The 16,957-nt window shown below is 70.5% G+C and carries 12 protein-coding genes; 6 read left to right on the top strand and 6 right to left on the bottom strand.

Translation table 11 applies throughout. From position 1 onward, the window contains the following. Positions 1-7 precede the first annotated feature (7 nt). Together GTZ93_RS23415 and GTZ93_RS23410 are read left to right on the top strand one after the other, a co-directional pair. Complete coding sequence (locus GTZ93_RS23415) at positions 8-640, top strand: hypothetical protein (RefSeq protein WP_139920023.1); 633 nt, start codon at positions 8-10, stop codon at positions 638-640. Next, positions 637-1,653 (top strand): hypothetical protein, encoded by a 1,017-nt coding sequence (locus GTZ93_RS23410; RefSeq protein ID WP_139920025.1) that lies wholly within the window; start codon positions 637-639, stop codon positions 1,651-1,653. Before GTZ93_RS23415 ends, GTZ93_RS23410 begins: the two co-directional genes overlap by 4 nt. Here GTZ93_RS23410 and GTZ93_RS23405 read toward each other — a convergent pair. After that, the gene (locus tag GTZ93_RS23405; protein ID WP_161662991.1) at positions 1,650-4,220 is read right to left on the bottom strand and encodes a sensor histidine kinase; all 2,571 of its coding nucleotides are present in this window, start codon (positions 4,218-4,220) and stop codon (positions 1,650-1,652) included. The two genes, GTZ93_RS23410 and GTZ93_RS23405, sit on opposite strands and share 4 nt — an antisense overlap. A 183-nt stretch (positions 4,221-4,403) precedes the next feature. Between GTZ93_RS23405 and GTZ93_RS23400 the strand changes: the two genes are divergently transcribed. Together GTZ93_RS23400 and GTZ93_RS23395 are read left to right on the top strand one after the other, a co-directional pair. Then, positions 4,404-6,401 carry a potassium transporter Kup gene (locus GTZ93_RS23400; RefSeq protein ID WP_390624901.1) on the top strand — a complete coding sequence of 666 codons (1,998 nt, stop codon included), beginning with the start codon at positions 4,404-4,406 and terminating at the stop codon, positions 6,399-6,401. A 400-nt stretch (positions 6,402-6,801) separates the two neighbouring features. After that, positions 6,802-7,818, top strand: coding sequence for a hotdog family protein (locus GTZ93_RS23395; protein ID WP_120575539.1), 1,017 nt, complete (start codon positions 6,802-6,804; stop codon positions 7,816-7,818). Between the two features lie 64 nt (positions 7,819-7,882). On the opposite strand, the gene GTZ93_RS23390 is transcribed toward GTZ93_RS23395, so the two are convergent. Then, on the bottom strand, positions 7,883-8,464 hold the full coding sequence (locus GTZ93_RS23390) for a DUF2378 family protein (RefSeq protein ID WP_126933256.1): 582 nt from the start codon (positions 8,462-8,464) through the stop codon (positions 7,883-7,885). 174 nt (positions 8,465-8,638) lie between these two features. Beyond that, positions 8,639-9,376, bottom strand: coding sequence for a metallophosphoesterase (locus GTZ93_RS23385; protein ID WP_139917537.1), 738 nt, complete (start codon positions 9,374-9,376; stop codon positions 8,639-8,641). A 395-nt stretch (positions 9,377-9,771) separates the two neighbouring features. Between GTZ93_RS23385 and GTZ93_RS23380 the strand changes: the two genes are divergently transcribed. Further along, positions 9,772-11,382, top strand: coding sequence for a golvesin C-terminal-like domain-containing protein (locus GTZ93_RS23380; protein ID WP_139917536.1), 1,611 nt, complete (start codon positions 9,772-9,774; stop codon positions 11,380-11,382). A gap of 76 nt (positions 11,383-11,458) precedes the next feature. Further along, on the top strand, positions 11,459-12,505 hold the full coding sequence (locus tag GTZ93_RS23375) for a TolB family protein (protein WP_167548352.1): 1,047 nt from the start codon (positions 11,459-11,461) through the stop codon (positions 12,503-12,505). Here the strand turns inward: GTZ93_RS23375 and GTZ93_RS23370 are convergent. From GTZ93_RS23370 to GTZ93_RS23360, 3 genes are all read right to left on the bottom strand, one after another. After that, positions 12,502-13,689 (bottom strand): Fic family protein, encoded by a 1,188-nt coding sequence (locus tag GTZ93_RS23370; protein ID WP_139917534.1) that lies wholly within the window; start codon positions 13,687-13,689, stop codon positions 12,502-12,504. The two genes, GTZ93_RS23375 and GTZ93_RS23370, sit on opposite strands and share 4 nt — an antisense overlap. 112 nt (positions 13,690-13,801) lie before the next feature. Beyond that, the gene (locus GTZ93_RS23365) at positions 13,802-15,775 is read right to left on the bottom strand and encodes a sensor histidine kinase (protein ID WP_161662990.1); all 1,974 of its coding nucleotides are present in this window, start codon (positions 15,773-15,775) and stop codon (positions 13,802-13,804) included. A gap of 150 nt (positions 15,776-15,925) precedes the next feature. Beyond that, entirely contained in the window at positions 15,926-16,774 is an 849-nt protein-coding gene (locus GTZ93_RS23360) for a carboxypeptidase-like regulatory domain-containing protein (protein WP_139917532.1), read from the bottom strand. Between the last annotated feature and the right edge of the window lie 183 nt (positions 16,775-16,957).

Below are 16,957 nucleotides of genomic sequence, written 5' to 3'. Positions count from 1 at the left end.
AGCGTGGATGGAGTCCTCACTCAAGGGCCTTGAGCGGTTGATGGCACGGTGCCGCGAACAGCGGCTGCCGTTGCGGCTGGGGATTGCATCCACGGAAGACTCGACTGGCCGGGAGCTGTTCCCGGGGCAACCCCTGGACCCCCTGCTCGCAGCCGTCTTCAGGCGGGTAGGGGACGCGCGTCTGGCGGAGCTCGTCCTCTACGCCTCGGAAGGAGCGCACGGATTGGAGGCCATCAACAGGACGCTCCGGGAGCAGGGAGCGGCTCCTTTCCCTTCGTGTCTCGTATTTGGTCAGGTCCCCAGCCTGGCGTATCGGTTCGCGCTCGTGCCCGGGCTGGCGGACTCGCAGGGGCTGCAACCCGTGGTCTTCATTGATGACCACATCGAGAAGGAAGTCCTGCCGGTCGCATCGAATCTCGACCGTTTCTTCGATGCCTATGCCCGAAGCATCGAGAGCGCCGCGATGGGGACAACGCCCTCGCCGGACGCATGGGATGACATGGACTTCCCGCGCTTCGAACCCGAACGCGTCGCGCAGGACACGGCTCTCGTGGAGATGATGCGCACGGGTCGCTTCGACGGACTCGTGACCCGGGACGAGGAGAGTCAGCGGTGGATGCAACAGGTGCTCGACCTGTGACTCCGCGCAGGCTCTGCCTCCTCATCGCCTTCACCGCGCTCGTGACCGCCGTGGGCACGGGCGTGTGGCTCGCGTGGCCCGGACCGGACCTCACCGCGCAGGCGGACCTGTCGGACGACCCCGTCCGCCTGCGCCTCGAATCCAGCGACGACCCGGACAGCGAAGGGAGCGAACCTCCTGACGTCGTCGTGCTGAGCAACGGCATCCGGCTCACCAACGTCCCGACGAACTGCCACGCGGACACCCGGGGCTCGCTCGCCTGCGAGGACCGCTGCAACGCGGACGACGCGTGCCCCGCCGACACCGTGTGCGCGCATCACCCGGACTTCGGCTTCCGCGACTGCCAACCCCTGCACCGCTTCTGCGACGACGCGTCGGACTGCACCCCGTCCGATACCTGCCACCCCGTGGACACGTCCGCCTCGGGCCAGGTCCTCCGTCGCTGCGTGCCACAGGGAACGCTGCGCGCCGGGGAGCGGTGCACCGGATACTCACGAGAGCCGGAGGGCCGCTGCGCGCCGGGGCTCCTCTGCGTCCATGAGTTCTGCGGCCCGCCGTGCAACGTGCACGACCCGGACGCCTGCGCCACCGGCACCGAGTGCGCCCCCAATCCCTACCGCGTCCGCGGCGCCTGCGTCCCCAGCTGCCGCGACCGCGCCTGTCCGCAAGGCGAACGCTGCGAGACGGACTACCCGGGCGAAGTCCCCACCTGCCGCCCCTTCGTGGGCCCCGCCTGCCTGGACGCCTCGCCCTGCGCCGCGAACCAGGACTGCCTGCGCGGCTTCGCGGAACCCACCCTCGAAACCGGGGCCTTCGAGTGCCGCACCCGCTGTGACGACAAGGCCCCGTGCGGCCCGGGCCTCACCTGCGACGAGACCAGCGGCTACTGCTTCCAGCCCTGCACCCACGACACCGACTGCCCCACCCCCGAGCGCTGCCACGTCCTCCACCGCCGCGAATCCCAGCGCGGCTGCGGCTTCATCGCGGAGGGGCTCCCCGCCTTCCACCGCTAGCCACGCGGCAGCTCCACGATGAACGTGGACCCCTCGCCCAGGACGCTCTCCACCTCGATGTGGCCGCCCATCGCCTCGACAATCTGGCGGGCGATCCACAACCCCAGCCCGAAGCCGCCGTAGTTGCGCTCGGACACCGCGCGCTCGAAGCGGTGGAACAAGCGCGGCAGGTGCTCCTTCGCGATGCCGATGCCGCTGTCCTTCACGCGCAGCCGCGCCCGGTTGGCCTCCACCTCCAGGGACACGTGCACCGGGTTGCCCCGCCCGTACTTCAGCGCGTTGGAGAACAGGTTGGTGAAGACCTGGTCCAACCGCAGCCGGTCCCACTGCCCGAGCACCTCCGGCGCGAGCACCAGCTCCAGCGGCGTGCCCGAGCGCGCGTACTCCTGCTCGAAGCGCTCGGCCACCTCCCGCACCAGCGCCCCCATCTCCAGGGGCTCCAGCACCAGCTCCAGCTTCCCCGCGCTCAACCGGGACACGTCCAGCAGGTCGTTCACCAGCAGCGTCTGCCGCTTCACCTGCCGGTCCACCCGCTCCAGGCCGCGCTTGAGCCGCTCCGGGTCGAAGGCAGCCCCCGACCGATTCAGTCCCGCCAGCAGGCTCTGCACCTGGAGCTGCAGCGCGCTGATGGGCGTCTTCAACTCATGGCTCGCGATGGACAGGAACTCCTCGCGCAGGCGGATGGCCTGACGCGCGTCCCGGTAGAGGCTCGCGTTGTCCAGCGCCAGCGCCGCCCGCCGCGCCAGCTCCTGCGCCAGCGCCAGGTCCTGCGCGTCGTACGCCCCCTTCGACGTGACGAACGTCAGCGCCCCCAGCGTGTGCCCGCGCACCCGCAGCGGCACGCACAGGTACGCGCACGTCCCGCCCGCCCGCGCGTACGACGGGTCCCCCTCCGACAACCCCGAGCGCGACTCTGGCCTCCCGGACTGGATGACCCGCGACACCACCGCGAGCCCCGGGGGCGGCACGTCACCGTCCTCGACGCCCGCCGTGGCCACGCAGCGCACGCCGCCGGACTCGTCCTCCAGGAACACGCCGCAGGCCTCCGCGTACTGCGGCACCGCCAGGTGCGCCACGCGCTCCAGCGTCTCCTCCTCCTCCAGGCTCCCCGCCAGCACTCCGCCAGCCTCCGCGAGGAAGCGCTGCGCCGCCTCGCCGCGCTGGCGCTCGGTGATGTCCACCATCACGCTCAGGCACTGCGGCGGGCCGCTCGCCGGGTGCACGCGCCCCGTCCACATGGCCACCTGCACCGCGCCCCCGTCGCGCCGCCGCGCCGCCAGCGGTGCGCCGTCCAGCACCGTGCCCCGCGTGGCGCGCTCCAGCCCGTGGCGGAACGCCTCCCAGTGCTCCGGTGGCACGGCAGGCAACACCTTCCCCAGCACCTCCTCCGCCGTCCACCCCAGCATCCGCTCCGCGGCCGGATTCCACAGCCGCACCGTGCCGTCCGGATCCAACAGCATGATGGCCGTGGGGCTCGCCTGGATGATGGCCTCCAGTGTCCCGTGCGCCTCGCGCAGCGCCGCCCGCGCCCGTTGCTCGCGCTCCAACAGCCGAGCCCGCGCCAGCGCCTGCGCCGCGTGGTGCGCCACCAGTTGGAGGAAGGCCCGCTCGTCGTCGTCGAACCCGTGCGGCAGGCCGAAGGTGAACACCAGCGCCCCCAGCGCCCGCCCGTCCACCACCAGCGGCAGACACGCGGACGAGTTCGCCGGCCGCTCCGCCCCGGACAGCGCGTCCTCCGCCGTCAGCCACACCGGCCGCGACTCGCGCAGCACCCGCGCCACCGGCGAGTCCTCCTCCAGGGACATCCGCTTCAGCCGCTCCGCCGCGTCCGGCGTGCAGCCCGCGCAGCGCAGGAGCGAGGCGCTCATCGCGTCCGGCGCCACGCCCCACAGCGCCCCGGCCTTCGCGTCCGCCACCGCCAGCCCCTGTTCCAGCACCACCTCCGCCACGCGCGCCGCGGTGAGCGCCTCCGACAGCTCCGCGGTGACGTGCTGCAGCCGCGCGAGCCTTCCCGCCGCCACCTCCGCCGCCTGTCGCGCCTGCCGCTCGGACGCGTACGCCCGCGCCACGTCCAGCGCCAGCGCCGCCCGGTCCGCCAGCTCCTGGAGCAGCAGCTGCTCCGCCGAATCGAACGACGCCGGCTCCGGCGCCTCCCGCCACACCGTCAGCGTCCCCAGCGCGCGCCCCCGGGCCCGCAGCGGCAGCACCAGCACCGCCTCCACCCCCTGCGCCAGGCCCGTGTCCAGCACCTCCGCCGCCACGCCCTCGTCCGCGCGCACCCGCTGGGAGAACACCGCCTGCAGCCGCACGCGCGCCTCCGGCACCGCCGCCGCCGACGCCACCGTGCGCAGCCACAACCCGTCCTCCGACAACAGCCGCAGCGCGCACGCGGAGCCGAGCAGGGGCACCACCAACCCGCACAGCCGCTCCATCACCGCCGGGGGCTCCAGCGACGCGTCCGCCAGCACCCGCGAGGCCTCCGCCAGCAGCGCCAGCCGCTCTTCAATCTCCGGAAGCCGCGCCCCGTACTGCCGCGCTTCCCCCAGCCTGGTTGCGACCATCGTCATGCCACGTCCCCCCGTTGCACCCGCCATGGGAGCACGCCCTCGCTCGCGGCGCTCTGCGTCCCAGGTCCCGCCATCCCTGACTTCTGCGGATGCTCGACACCCACCCACCGGAAGCGTTGGTGACGGGCACCTGCCTCGTTCCGTGGCCCGGCACCCCCGAGGGCAGGGCGCTCAAGCGCGCACATGGGAACACCTGGAGCGGTTGGAAACCAGAGGAGCGGCAAGGCGCCGGTTGCTCCGGGCCCGGGTTCGGCTAAAGCGGGGGCCGTGAACGCACCCTCGGAATCACCGGCCGCCCCTTCGGAGGGGCCGGAATCTCCCAAACGCATCGCGATGCTCGCCCTGAGCGCGCTGGGCATCGTCTACGGAGACATTGGAACCAGTCCGCTCTACGCGCTGCGCGAATGCTTCACCGGAGCGCACGGCGTCACGCCGACGCCGGCCAACGTCCTGGGCGTGCTGTCGCTCATCGTGTGGTCGCTCATCATCGTCGTGTCGGTGAAGTACATCATCTTCGTGATGCGCGCGGACAACCGGGGCGAGGGCGGCATCCTCGCGCTGATGGCGCTGGCCATGCACCGGCCCCGGGGGCAGTCACACCGCGCGCGGCCCGTGCTCATCACCCTGGGCCTCTTCGGCGCGGCGCTCATCTACGGTGACGGCGTCATCACCCCGGCCATCTCCGTGATGAGCGCGGTGGAGGGCCTGAGCGTGGCCACCCCCGTCTTCCAGCCGTACGTGATTCCCATCTCGCTCGTCATCCTGCTGCTGCTGTTCATGGTGCAGCGCAAGGGCACGGCGGGCATCGGCACGGTGTTCGGCCCCTTGATGACCGTGTGGTTCCTGGTGCTGGCGGTGCTGGGCGTGAAGGAGCTGCTGCACAACCCCGCGGTGCTCTGGTCGCTGTCGCCCGTGCACGGCGTGCAGTTCTTCATGGACAACGGGTGGCACGGCTTCCTGGTGCTGGGCGCCGTCATCCTGGTGGTGACGGGCGGCGAGGCGCTCTACGCGGACATGGGCCACTTCGGCGCGGGGCCCATCCGGCGGGCCTGGTTCCTGCTGGTGCTGCCGTCGCTGGTGCTCAACTACCTGGGCCAGGGCGCGCTGCTCCTGCGCCACGCGGAGGCCGCCCGAAACCCCTTCTTCCTCCTGGCCCCGGAGTGGGCCCTGTATCCGCTCGTGGCCCTGTCCACCGCCGCCGCCGTCATCGCGTCGCAGGCCCTCATCTCCGGCTCCTTCTCCACCACCCGGCAGGCCATGCAGCTGGGCTACTGCCCGCGCATGGAGGTGGTGCACACGTCCGCGGAGGAGATGGGGCAAATCTACCTGCCCGGCGTCAACGGGGCGCTGCTGGTGGGCGTCATCGCGCTGGTGCTGGGCTTCGGCTCCTCCAGCCGGCTGGCGGCCGCGTACGGCATCGCGGTGACGACGACCATGGGCATCACCACCGTGCTGGCCTACGTGGTGGCCCGGGAGCGCTGGGGCGTCCGCCGCTCCGTGGCCCTGCCCATCGCCAGCCTCTTCATGGTGGTGGACCTGGCCTTCTTCGGCGCCAACGCGGCGAAGATCGCTGACGGCGGCTGGTTCCCGCTGCTGCTCGCCGTCTGCATCTTCACGATGATGACCACCTGGAAGCGCGGCCGGGACATCCTCGCCGGCAAGCTGCGCGCGGCCAGCCTGGGCCTCAAGGACCTGCTGGGCAGCTTCGGGGACCACCCGCCCCTGCGCGTGCCCGGCACCGCCATCTTCATGACGGGCAACCCGGAAGGCACCCCGCCCGCGCTCCTGCACAACCTGAAGCACAACAAAATCCTCCATGAGCAGGTGGTGCTGCTCACCATCATCTCGGAGGAGATTCCCCACGTGGTGGCCCAGGAGCGCGTGGAGGTGGAGCCCCTGGAGCAGGGCTTCGTGCGCGTCGTGGCCCGCTACGGCTTCATGGAGAACCCCAGCATCCCGGACATCCTCAAGCGCTGCCGGGAGAAGGGCCTCCAGTTCCAGCTGATGGGCACCAGCTTCTTCCTGGGCCGCGAAACGCTCATCCCCACCAAGAAGCCCGGGATGGCCGCCTGGCGCGAGGCCCTCTTCACCTGGATGAGCCGCAACGCCCGCAGCGCCACCGCCTACTTCCGGATTCCACCCAACCGCGTGGTGGAGCTGGGCAGTCAGGTGGAGCTGTAACCCAAAGCGTTACCGCACCGCGACTTCACCCCAGGAGTAGAAAACCTACTCGGGCGGTGTTGCACGTGTTTTACCGGGCTTGAGGCTTATTCCGCCTCGTAACTCCTTGAAAAGACATGGGCAGGGTTCTCCAGGGAGGGGTTGTTTCGACCCAGGGGTGTCAGTAACTGACTGCCACACGGCCCTTTACGCAGGGGCTTGCCTGCTTCAGATTACACCGCCCCTGTCCGTTTTTTCCGGTTCAGATAGAAAAATACGGCAGGGCAGCAACACTTTCGTCGATGAATCGAGAATCTTTTCGCGGGGCAGAGAAAAATACTGTCCCAGCGCAATAGAACTTGGTTACCCTGCGGCCAGGTGTCCCCCGGCACCCGGCGTCTGAAACGAGGTCAGCCCTTCCATGCTCCAGGCCATCTCCCCCGCCCCCGTGTCGTCCCCGGCCGTCTCTCCGGTGAAGTCCGTCATGTCGTGGATGGCCGAGCCGAGGATGCCGCTGTCGGAGGCGGCGCCGTACACGGTGCTGAGCGCGCAGGAGCTGTACCCGCGCATCTGCGTGCGTGATCCGTACTTCGCGCTGAAGGACGTGACGGTGCTGCCGGGTGAGGTGGTGGCGCGCGTGCCGGTGCAGATGGCGTCGGACGCGGAGGCGATGCCGCTGGGCCTGGGCGAGGCGGGCCGGCACCTGGCCATCCTGGGCTCGTGCGGCGCGGCGCTGGTGGCGCCCAAGGACGGGCAGCACTTCTACCTGGCCAGCGCGGCGCGCGGTCAGTGGCTGCAGCCGGCCCCGCAGGAGCGCGCCACGGACATGCTCTGGGCGCTGGCGCAGGCGGAGTACACCGGCAAGCGCACCTGCACGGCGCGCACGCTGCTGTCCTCGTCGGACGGCACGCCGCTGTTCAAGCTGGAGGTGGACTACAACGTGCTGTCCGCCGCCGCCTTCACCCGCCTGTTCGGCGAGGCGCGCCAGGAGATGCGCCGTGAGCCGCGTCCCGCGGACACCGTGCAGCGCACCCCGGAGGAGTGGGCGAAGCTGCGGCAGAACCCGTACAGCAAGCCGTTGGACCTCCAGGACTTCCGCGTGGAGGGCGACATCATGCGCTCGTCGCTCGTCGTCACCCCGGAGCTGTGCAAGGGCCACTTCGCCATGCACCCGGTGATGCCGGTGGCGGTCGTCGCGGGCGGCATGACGCGCATGGCGACCACGCTGGGCCGTTCGCTGGAGCGCGCGCCCGGCGCCCGCTTCGTGGCCAAGGACGTGAAGCTGTCCGCGGACAGCCTGGCCTACGCGGGCCAGACGGTGGTGTTCGGCGCGCACCGCACCCGCGTGCGCGGCGCGGACCACACCTTCGCCTGCTGGGCGTCCGTGGGCGAGCGCGTGGTGGCCCAGCTGGACGTGACCTACACCCGCGTCGACTGAAGTCCCCTGAAGTCCGCTTGAAGCGCACCCGGAGCGCTGTCGACGCGCGGCCCCGCGTCCCGCTTCAGGCCCACTCGATGTCGTAGTCCACGCGGTCGATGCCCTGCGGCTTCGCGGTGGCCTTGCCCGTCAAACCCAACACCTTGAGCGAACCGGTGAGGATGCCCACGTGGTACGCGGGCGGCATCATGTCCCGGCGCATGCGCAGGGTGCCGGACTTGGGGCCCGTCGTGAGGTACTCGCGGTTGCCGTAGGACACCGCCGCGCTGTACGCCATCTGCGCGCCCGCGAAGAGCTTCTGGGGGTCGCCCCGGGAGATGATGCCGAACACCAGCATCCCGGGCCCGGTGGAGTAGCGGGTGATGCTCACCTCGCCGCACGCGTGGAACACCGCGTCCTGGGCGCCGAGCGCGCTCTCCAGCACGTCCGCCGCGCTGTACAGCAGCGTGAGGAACTCCCGCGCAGGGTATGAGCGCAGCTCCGCGTAGTCGTGGTTCAGCTCCCCCACGCGCAGCTTCTCCATGCCGATGGCGCCCGAGTGCTGCTGCACCAGGCCAAAGACGGACTTGAAGATGAGTCCACGGATGGAGTCCCCCTGCTGGAGGATGGCGATCCGGGCGGCGAGTTCGGCCTTGTCCGACGGCATGACTTCCACTCCTTGGTTCACGGGCGAACCCGGGGCCAGCTTAACGGCCCCTTTTCACCTGTCGACAAAGCGCTTCACCGGGCGTCGCACCCGTCCCGACCTCCCATGTCCGGTGTCCGGGCCGACGTGGCAGGTTCCTTGGGGCTCCCGTGACTTCGGGCCCCGGGGAGGGCATCAGCGCTCGTCCAGCAGCATCGGCGCGAAGCCGGCCGCGTCGCAGGACGCGAGCACGTAGCGCACGCCTGCCCGTTCGCCGGTGAAGCCCGCGGGGATGCCGCTCGAGTGCAGGTGCCCGTACACGCACACCTTGGGGGCGAACGCTTCGATGGGGGCGCTGAAGGCGGTGGCCCGCTCGTTCGCGTACACGGGCGGAAAGTGCACCGCGACGATGCGGGTGAGCGGCGTGGGGGAGGCCGCCTCCTTCTTGAGCGCGTCATCGATGGACGTATTGAGCCGGCGCGTCTCGCGCTCCACGTAGCCGGAATCCCCCTGCTCGTCGCCCATCTCCCCGCCCGGCATGGGCGGCGCTTCGGGCGCGGTCCACAGCCGCGTGCCGGCGATGACCCAAGGCCCCAGCACGAACGCGTTGTTGTGGAGGAATCCCTCCAGCGTGCGGAACGGCTCCAGCAGCTTGCGCAGCTTGGACGCGGAGTCGCCCCACCAGTAGTCGTGGTTGCCGCGCACCAGCACCTTGCGCCCCGGCCGCGCGTCCAGCCACGCCAGGTCCTCCATCACCTCGTGGGCGCGGGTGGCCCAGGAGATGTCGCCCGCGACGATGACCGCGTCCTCCGGCCGCACCCGCTCGTCCCACGCGCGCTGCAAGGGCAGCGGGTGGTCCGTCCAGCCGAAGCGGTGCATGTCCTTCTGCCGGGTGGAGGGCAGGTGCGTGTCGCCAATACCGAAGAGCCGCATGATGGTGGCGTCATAGCGGATGCCCTGGCCCCATGTCGGCCCTTCCAGCGCGGCGCGCGCCCGGACGGCTTTCTGGCTCGGTCCACCAAGGGTGCAAATAGTGATTAATACAAGAAATGGCGTAACAAAACGTTACGTCACGGATGTCCTGAATTGCGGCAGTGCGGCATCCGTGTGCCATCTCGGACTCCGCGTGAAACAGCGGGTCCTGGGATGTAGGTAATTCCGTGATTTCAGGTGCTTGAAGTCACAAGGAACTTCGCGCGCCCGGTGCGGGTGGAGCATGCATGCACCGGTCGAGGAAGAAAACTGGACGAAGGTGACGGATGAAGGCGGCTGGCACGCACGGTGCTGTGAAGGCGTGGAGTTCCTCCCCCCGACTTTGGAGTCCCCTCATGTCAACCTTCCGCAATCCCTTCGCGGCGGCGGCCGTCGCCCTGGTGCTCTCCGCGTGCGGTCCCCAGGCGCAGCAGCCCTCCGAGGCCCCTCCGGCCGAGACGCCGTCGCAGCCCTCCCCGGACACGGCGGGCAGCACGCTGCCTCGTGAGATGGACCCGCTGTTCGCGCAGGCCGCGCAGGAGTTCAACGTCCCGGCGGAGCTGCTCAAGGCGGTCTCCTACGCGGAGACGCGCTGGCAGATGGTGCGGGGCGAGGCGGAGTTCCCGGGCCAGCAGCCGGCGTTCGGCCTGATGGCGCTGCGGGGTGAGGACCTGGAGCAGGGCGCGGCGCTGGCGGGCGTGACGGCGGAGGAGGCGCGCACGGACGCGCTGTCCAACCTGCGCGCGGGCGCGGCGCGGCTGTCCCAGCTGGCCACGGACGCGAAGGTGGAGCGCGGGGACCTGGCCGCGTGGGCGCCGGTGGTGGCGCAGCTGAGCGGCATCACCAACCCGGAGGCGCAGGCGGAGCACGTGCACCGCGCCGTGTACGCGGTGGTGAACGAGGGCGCGGTGGCGCTCAACCAGGACGGCTCGGTGGCCGTGTCGCTGGAGCCCGTGAAGGTGGAGGCGAAGTTCGCGCGTCCCCAGGTGCGCGCCATGGCGGCGGGCCCGGACTACGCGTCGTCCATCTGGCGGGCGGCGCCGTCGGGCAACTACAGCACGAGCAGGTCGCACAACCCGTTGATGATCATCATCCACACCTGTGAGGGCTCCTACGGCTCGTGCTGGAGCTGGCTCACCAACAGCGCCGCGGGCGTGAGCGCGCACTACGTGGTGAACGAGAGCGGCTCCGAAATCTCCCAGCTGGTGCGCGAGGCGCACCGGGCCTACCACATCGGCGCGAACTACGACTCGTCGCTCAACAGTGGCAAGGAGGCGTGGCTCAACGGCGTGCAGTCCAACAACTTCACCATCGGCATCGAGCACGGCGGCTACGCCAGCCAGACGTCCTTCCCGGCGGGGCAGATTGACGCGTCCGCGAAGCTGTCGTGCGACATCGCGCGCGACAACTCCATCGTGAAGGACAGCTACCACATCGTGGCGCACGGCAAGCTGCAGCCGGCGACGCGCACGGACCCGGGTCCCAACTGGCCGTGGTCCACGTACCTCAGCAAGGTGAACAGCTACTGCGGCACGACGACGCCGACCGGTGAGATCATCATCGACAGCAACAGCGCCAACAACGACGCGTCCAAGGCGAGGCTCTCGCTGACGGGGAACTGGTCGGAGGGCACGAGCGCCGGCTACTACGGCAGCGGCTACTTCTACGCGGCCACGGAGGCCATCTCCGCGCCGGCCTCATTCGAGTTCTACCTGCCCACCGCGCAGACGCGCACGATTGACGCCTGGTGGGTGGCGGGCACGAACCGCTCCGCCACGGCGCCGTTCATCGCCTACAACGCGGCGGGTACCGAGGTGGGCCGCGTGTCCGTCAACCAGCAGACCAACGGCGGCAAGTGGGTGACGCTGGGCACGTACAGCTTCTCCGCGGGCTGGAACAAGGTGCAGCTGAGCCGCTGGACGACCCCGGGCTTCGTGGTCATGGCCGACGCCGTCCGGGTGCGCTGACGTGAGGCACGAGGGCCTTGAACGGCGGAAGCGTTCCGGGCCCTCGCGGGCACGGCGGTGGTGGGCCGTGCTCGCCATGCTGGGCGCCATGGGCTGTCAGGGCCGCTGCGGCGGCGCTGGTGGAGCCACGGCGCCCGGTGCCCTGTCGGAGGCGGAGCGGCGGGCCCTGCCGGGCACCATCGTCTTCCTCTCCGAAAGGGCGGGACAGAAGGACGTCTGGAGGGTGACGCCCGCCGGAGAAGAGACGCAGGTCACCTCCGCGCCGGAGGACGAGTACCCCGGCCCGCCGTCACCGGACGGCCGCACGCTGCTGGTGATTGCGTCGGGCGAGGCGAACGGGCGTGTCTTCCAGCAGCTGCGCCTGCAGCCGCTCGAGGGAGGACGCCAGGTGGCGCTGCATCCGCCCCGGCCCCGAGCGCGCAACGCGAGCTGGGCGCCGGACGGCACGTGGCTGGTCGCGGAGTCCGACGCGCAGGGCTTCAGCGACGTGGTGCGCGTGCTGCCCGAGGCGAACGCGGTGGACACGCAACTGACGCACGTGAAGGAGGGCTGCTTCGAGCCCGCGGTGTCCCCGGACGGCACGGAGGTGGCGTGCGTTTGCAGCGGTGACGGTGACCCGGAGGTCTACGTCTTCCGCGCGGACGGCACGGGCGAGCCCCGCCGCATCACCACGTTCTACATGGAGGACCGGACGCCGCAGTGGAGCCCGGACGGCAAGTGGCTGCTGTTCGTGAGCAACCGCGAGCGCAAGGAGCGCATGTACCTGGTGCGCGCGGACGGCGCGGACCTGCGAGCCCTGTCCGGAGAGGGCTTCGCGGGCGACGAGCGCGAGGCGGTCTTCAGCCCGGACGGCAAGCGCGTGGCGTACGTGGCCCGGCACCCGGACGGCAAGAGCCGCATCTGGGTGGCGGACGTGGCGGGAGGCGCGCCGGTGGCGCTGACGGACGGACAGCACCGCGACGACATGCCGGCATGGAGCCCGGACGGCAAGGCGCTGGTGTTCGTCTCCGAGCGCGACGGCGACACCGACCTGTACCTCATGCGTCCAGACGGCACCGGTCAGACGCGGCTCACCACGGCGAAGGGCGCGGACTGGCTGCCGCGCTGGTTCGTGCCGCGCTAAGCCCTGCTTCCCTGCAACGGAGTCGTCCCCTCGTTCAGGATGGCGAGGTAGCCGCGGTACGCGAAGACGCGGCCTCGCTTGCGTCCGGTGACCTCCTCGACGATGCCCAGCCGCTCCAGGTCCGCGAGCGCTGCGTTGACGGTGGGAGCGGTCAGCCCGGTCCGAGCGACGAGTTGGTTCGACGTCAGGTACGGGTGCGTCTGCAACAAGTCGTGCACACGAAGCGCTGAGCTGGTGCGCTCACTCTTGTTGTTGATGAGCTCCCGGTCCTGCTTGAAGCGCTCGGCGATTCTTGTCGCCGCGTCGAACGCCTGGTTCGCTGTCTTCTCGACGCCCTCCAGGAAGAACTCGAGCCAGGCCTCCCATGCGCCACGTTCGCGGACCTCCTGGATCAGCCGGTAGTAATCGGCCCGGTGCGTCTTCAGGTAGAGGCTCAGGTAGAGCAGTGGCTTCCCGAGCACGCCGTGGACGCACAGATAGAGCGTCACGAGGAGTCGTCCGATACGGCCATTGCCGTCGAGGAAGGGGTGGATGCTCTCGAACTGCACGTGCAGGAGCCCCGCCTTGATGAGCGGGGGCAGCCGGGACTGCTCCTCGTGCATGAAGTTCTCGAATGCAGCGAGGCAGCCGTCGAGCTCCGTCACTGGAGGTGGAACGTACAGCGCGTTTCCAGGCCGCGTTCCTCCGATCCAGTTCTGCGAGCGACGGAACTCCCCCGGATCCATCGTGCCTCCGCGACCGCTTTGCAGCAGCCGCGCATGCATCTCACGGATGAGTCGGAGCGAGAGTGGCAAATCCTTGAGGCGCTCGAGCCCGTACATCATCGCGTCGACGTAGTTGGAGACCTCTCGCACGTCGTCGATGGGCTGTCCTTCCTGGGCCCCGAGCTCGAACTGGAGCAGGTCGGAGAGCGTCGACTGCGTCCCTTCGATCTGCGAGGAGAGCACCGCCTCCTTTCGCACGTACATGTAGAGGAACAGTTCCTGGCTCGGCAGGAGCACCGTGATTCCATCGAGGCGGCCCAGTGCCCGGTCGGCTCGGCTGAGCCGGTCCAGCAGGCCCAGAACGTCGATGGAGGGGATTGGCGGCAGGGGCGGCGGGACGAATGACCGCACGCGCTCGCCGGCGGCGGTGGTCTCCACGAACCGGCCCAGCCTCGAAGGTGCCATTGAGGCGTCAGTCATTCGGCCAGCATTCGAACGAGGGCTATTTAAGTCAAATGGCCTTGGCTTAAATAGAGTCCAGCCCAAGGAAAGCTGGCTTGAATAGCCTCATTTTCATTGTGATTCCAATGGGTTAGCCCGCACGCTGGCGCAGCGGTGCGGGCGCCGTGGGAGCGGCGGGGGCTTCCAGGGGCACGCTGAAGAAGAAGGTGACGCCCCGGTCCGGCTCGCTCTCCACCCAGATGTGGCCGCCGTGGGCCTCCACGATGAGCCGGCTGATGTAGAGCCCCAGTCCCAGGCCCTTGCCGTCCGCCGAGCGGCCGTCCTCCGTGCGGTAGTACTTGTCGAACAGGCGCGCCGCGTCCCTCGGAGACAGGCCCGCGCCCTGGTTGGTCACCGACACCACGGCGTGGTCGTGCACGGCGGCGAGCCGCACGTCCACCGGCGTCTCCTTGGGGCTGTACTTGAGCGCGTTGGTCAGCAGGTTGGTCACCACGCGCTCCAGGCGCGCGGCGTCCATGGGCACCGGCGGCAGCGGATCCACCCGGTGCAGCCGGAAGCGCTCGCGCGCGTCGGGCGGCACGTCGCGCTCCAGCACCTCCTCCAGGAAGCGGCCCAGGTCGCGCGCCTCGCGGCGCAGGTTCACCCGGCCGGACTCCAGCCGCGAGCCCTCCAGCAGCTCTTCGATCATCGTGCTCATCCACTCCACGTTGTGGATGATGGCCTGGGCCATGATGCCCTCGCGCTCCAGCTTCCGCTCGTGCAGCGCGCGCTGGAGCAGGTGGGCGCGCAGGTTGATGGTGTTCAGCGGGTTGCGCAGGTCATGGGAGATGAGCCCCACGTACTCCTCGCGCAGCTTCTCCAGGTCCCGGCGCTCGGTGACGTCGCGCAGGATGGCGATGCGCGTGGCGTCGTCCTCGCCCTTCATCGGGCTCAGCCGCACCTCCAGCGGCACGCTGGTGCCGTCCTGCCTCTGCCCGACCACCAGCCGCCCTCCCGTGGCGCGCTCCGGGCCCTCTCCGGGGGCGGCCGGGCCGTGGAGCCCCTCCGGCACCAGCAGCTCCACCTCGCGGGCCAGCAGGGCCTCCCGGCGGTAGCCGAAGACGCGCTCCGCCTCCGCGTTGGCGAAGCGCACGCGGCCGGTGGCGTCCACCACCACCATGGGGTCCGGCGCGGTGTCCAGGAAGGTGCGGAAGCGCTCCTCGGAGGCCTCCAGCGCGGCCGTGGCCCGCATGCGTTCGGTGTCCAGCACGTCCAGCGCCCGCGCCGCCAGCAGCACCAGCGTGACGCCGCCGGCGGCCACCACCGTGGCGAAGAGCGGCAGCTTCGCGTCGTGGCTGAGCCCGCCTATCAGGTGGAGCAACACCAGCGTCAGCCCCAGCACCGGCGGCCCCAGCAGCATCACCGGCACCAGCCGCCGCGCCACGAAGCCGCCCAGCGTGTCCCGCGTGAGCCGCGCCATCAGCCCCAGCTCCGGCCGGGCGCACAGCGTGCCCATGGCCAGCAGCATCAGCACGCAGGTGGTGTGCAGCCCCATGCTGCGCTCCTGGAAGAACGGAGCGGCGACGGGCGTCACCAGCGGGCCCAGCAAGAAGCCGTTGAGCCCCGTCAGCGCCGCCATCAGCGCGAGCACCACCAGCGCGTCCGACCACGACAGCCGCTGCGGGTGACCCCGGTCCACCAGCGCCAGCGCCGGCCCCAGGAGCATCAGGCACAACCCCGTCAGGGGCGACGGCACGATGCCCGGCGACGCGCTGACGTCCTCGCCAAAGAGGCGCAGGAACAGCGCGTCCAGGCCTCCGTTGCCTCCGGTGATGACGCCATCCACGAGGCTCGCCGCGCCCAGCAGGGCCGTGGCCAGGGCGAGCGCGGTGCCCAGCCGGTGTTGGATGCGGTGGGGAGTGGCCGGCAGCCGCAGTCCCAGCGCGGCCCCACCCAGCATCAACCCCAGCGCGGCGCTGGGGCGCATGGCGGGGAGCGCGGCGCCCATGGACTTGAGCACCATGACATCCAACGCCCAGCCCACCAGCACCAGCAGGCCCACCAGGCAGGAGGCCGCCGCGGAGCTGCGCGCAAGGGCACGGACCAACGCCGTGCTTCGTGGCATGGATTGGCCGCTCATCATCCGCGTCCCCCCGGAACGCCAGCCCTGCATCCTGCCACAACATCTCGCCTCAGGGGCCCCCCCGGCAATGGGACGCCGGGGTTGGAAGGATGTCCGTCCTAGGCGGGGATGTCCGACCTATCCAGGGTTGGGTCAGGGTGCGTAGCGGCCTGGATACACGGTGAGGACGACGCCCAGGCCCGGGCCCACGTCGACGTTGCGCGGCACGTACGTGTCGGTGCCTTCCACGGACAGCTGGAAGGAGGAGGCCCCGGCGCCGGAGTGGACGAAGAGGAACAGCCCATGGGCCGCCGTGCCTGCGGTGTCCACGGACGTCAGGTCACCGGACGGGTAGTAGACGCGGTCCGCCAGGTCGGCGCGGTTCAACGCCACGCGCGCGCCGCTCACGGGCTGACCGTTCAGGTCCACCACGCGCCCCAGCACGAAGCCCGCGGAGGCCAGGGTGGCCTCCGGGTCCCCGGTGTGGCCCTGGAGGCGCGGCGCACCCACGGCGGCGCCCAGCTGATCCACGAACGCGATGGGGAGGGCCCACGCGTGCGCGTCGATGACGTCCGTGCGCGGACGGGTGCCGGTGAAGGCGGTGTCGTAGACGAGCGTGGTGCTGCGCACGAGGCCTTCGTGCGCCAGGCCCACCGCGAGCCCCTGGTGCACGTCCCGCACGGGCACGTCGGTGATGCGGAAGGCGCCGTCCTCGGACACCTCGCCGGTGGCGAAGGTGGCGGCCGCGTCGTTGACGGCCACGCGCAGCGGCTCCTCCACGGTGAGCGCCATCCCGGTGAGCGACGCCGGTGCCGCGGCCGAGCCCTCGGCCTCCGGGAACACGCGTGCCTCGCCCGTCACGAGGATGCGAAGGTTTTCCAGATCCACCGCCTCGGCGTCCTCGGTCCGCACGCCGGGGTCCGGTGTGAAGCCGCCGTCGCCACAGGCCATCGCCAACAGCCCGAGCACGGCACCACCCGCCGCCCGAATGTAGTGTTTCATCGGTCGGCAACATCTTCACGGCGGGGGAGGCACGCAATCCGTCCCCGGGTGTCGTCCGTCCCCTTCACGACGCACCGCCGCGCTCGCGGGCAGGACGCACCAGACACCGGGCCCTCCGGGTGTTGAAAACACGTCGGCACCGGGAGCCTGCCTTCCGCTGGAAACGGAAGGCCGCGCCCGGTG

The organism is Corallococcus exiguus, assembly GCF_009909105.1.
Lineage (GTDB): Bacteria > Myxococcota > Myxococcia > Myxococcales > Myxococcaceae > Corallococcus > Corallococcus exiguus.
This window is presented reverse-complemented; position numbering and strand designations above follow the sequence as displayed.

Excerpts from the sequence above, each read along its gene's own strand:
- GTZ93_RS23380 (WP_139917536.1), top strand. The coding sequence starts at position 9,772 with ATGTCAACCTTCCGCAATCCCTTCGCGGCGGCGGCCGTCGCCCTGGTG.
- GTZ93_RS23360 (WP_139917532.1), bottom strand. The coding sequence starts at position 16,774 with ATGAAACACTACATTCGGGCGGCGGGTGGTGCCGTGCTCGGGCTGTTG.
- GTZ93_RS23365 (WP_161662990.1), bottom strand. The coding sequence starts at position 15,775 with ATGCCACGAAGCACGGCGTTGGTCCGTGCCCTTGCGCGCAGCTCCGCG.
- GTZ93_RS23395 (WP_120575539.1), top strand. The coding sequence starts at position 6,802 with ATGCTCCAGGCCATCTCCCCCGCCCCCGTGTCGTCCCCGGCCGTCTCT.
- GTZ93_RS23405 (WP_161662991.1), bottom strand. The coding sequence starts at position 4,220 with ATGACGATGGTCGCAACCAGGCTGGGGGAAGCGCGGCAGTACGGGGCG.
- GTZ93_RS23390 (WP_126933256.1), bottom strand. The coding sequence starts at position 8,464 with ATGCCGTCGGACAAGGCCGAACTCGCCGCCCGGATCGCCATCCTCCAG.
- GTZ93_RS23415 (WP_139920023.1), top strand. The coding sequence starts at position 8 with ATGGAGTCCTCACTCAAGGGCCTTGAGCGGTTGATGGCACGGTGCCGC.
- GTZ93_RS23375 (WP_167548352.1), top strand. The coding sequence starts at position 11,459 with ATGCTGGGCGCCATGGGCTGTCAGGGCCGCTGCGGCGGCGCTGGTGGA.
- GTZ93_RS23385 (WP_139917537.1), bottom strand. The coding sequence starts at position 9,376 with ATGCGGCTCTTCGGTATTGGCGACACGCACCTGCCCTCCACCCGGCAG.
- GTZ93_RS23400 (WP_390624901.1), top strand. The coding sequence starts at position 4,404 with ATGGGAACACCTGGAGCGGTTGGAAACCAGAGGAGCGGCAAGGCGCCG.
- GTZ93_RS23370 (WP_139917534.1), bottom strand. The coding sequence starts at position 13,689 with ATGACTGACGCCTCAATGGCACCTTCGAGGCTGGGCCGGTTCGTGGAG.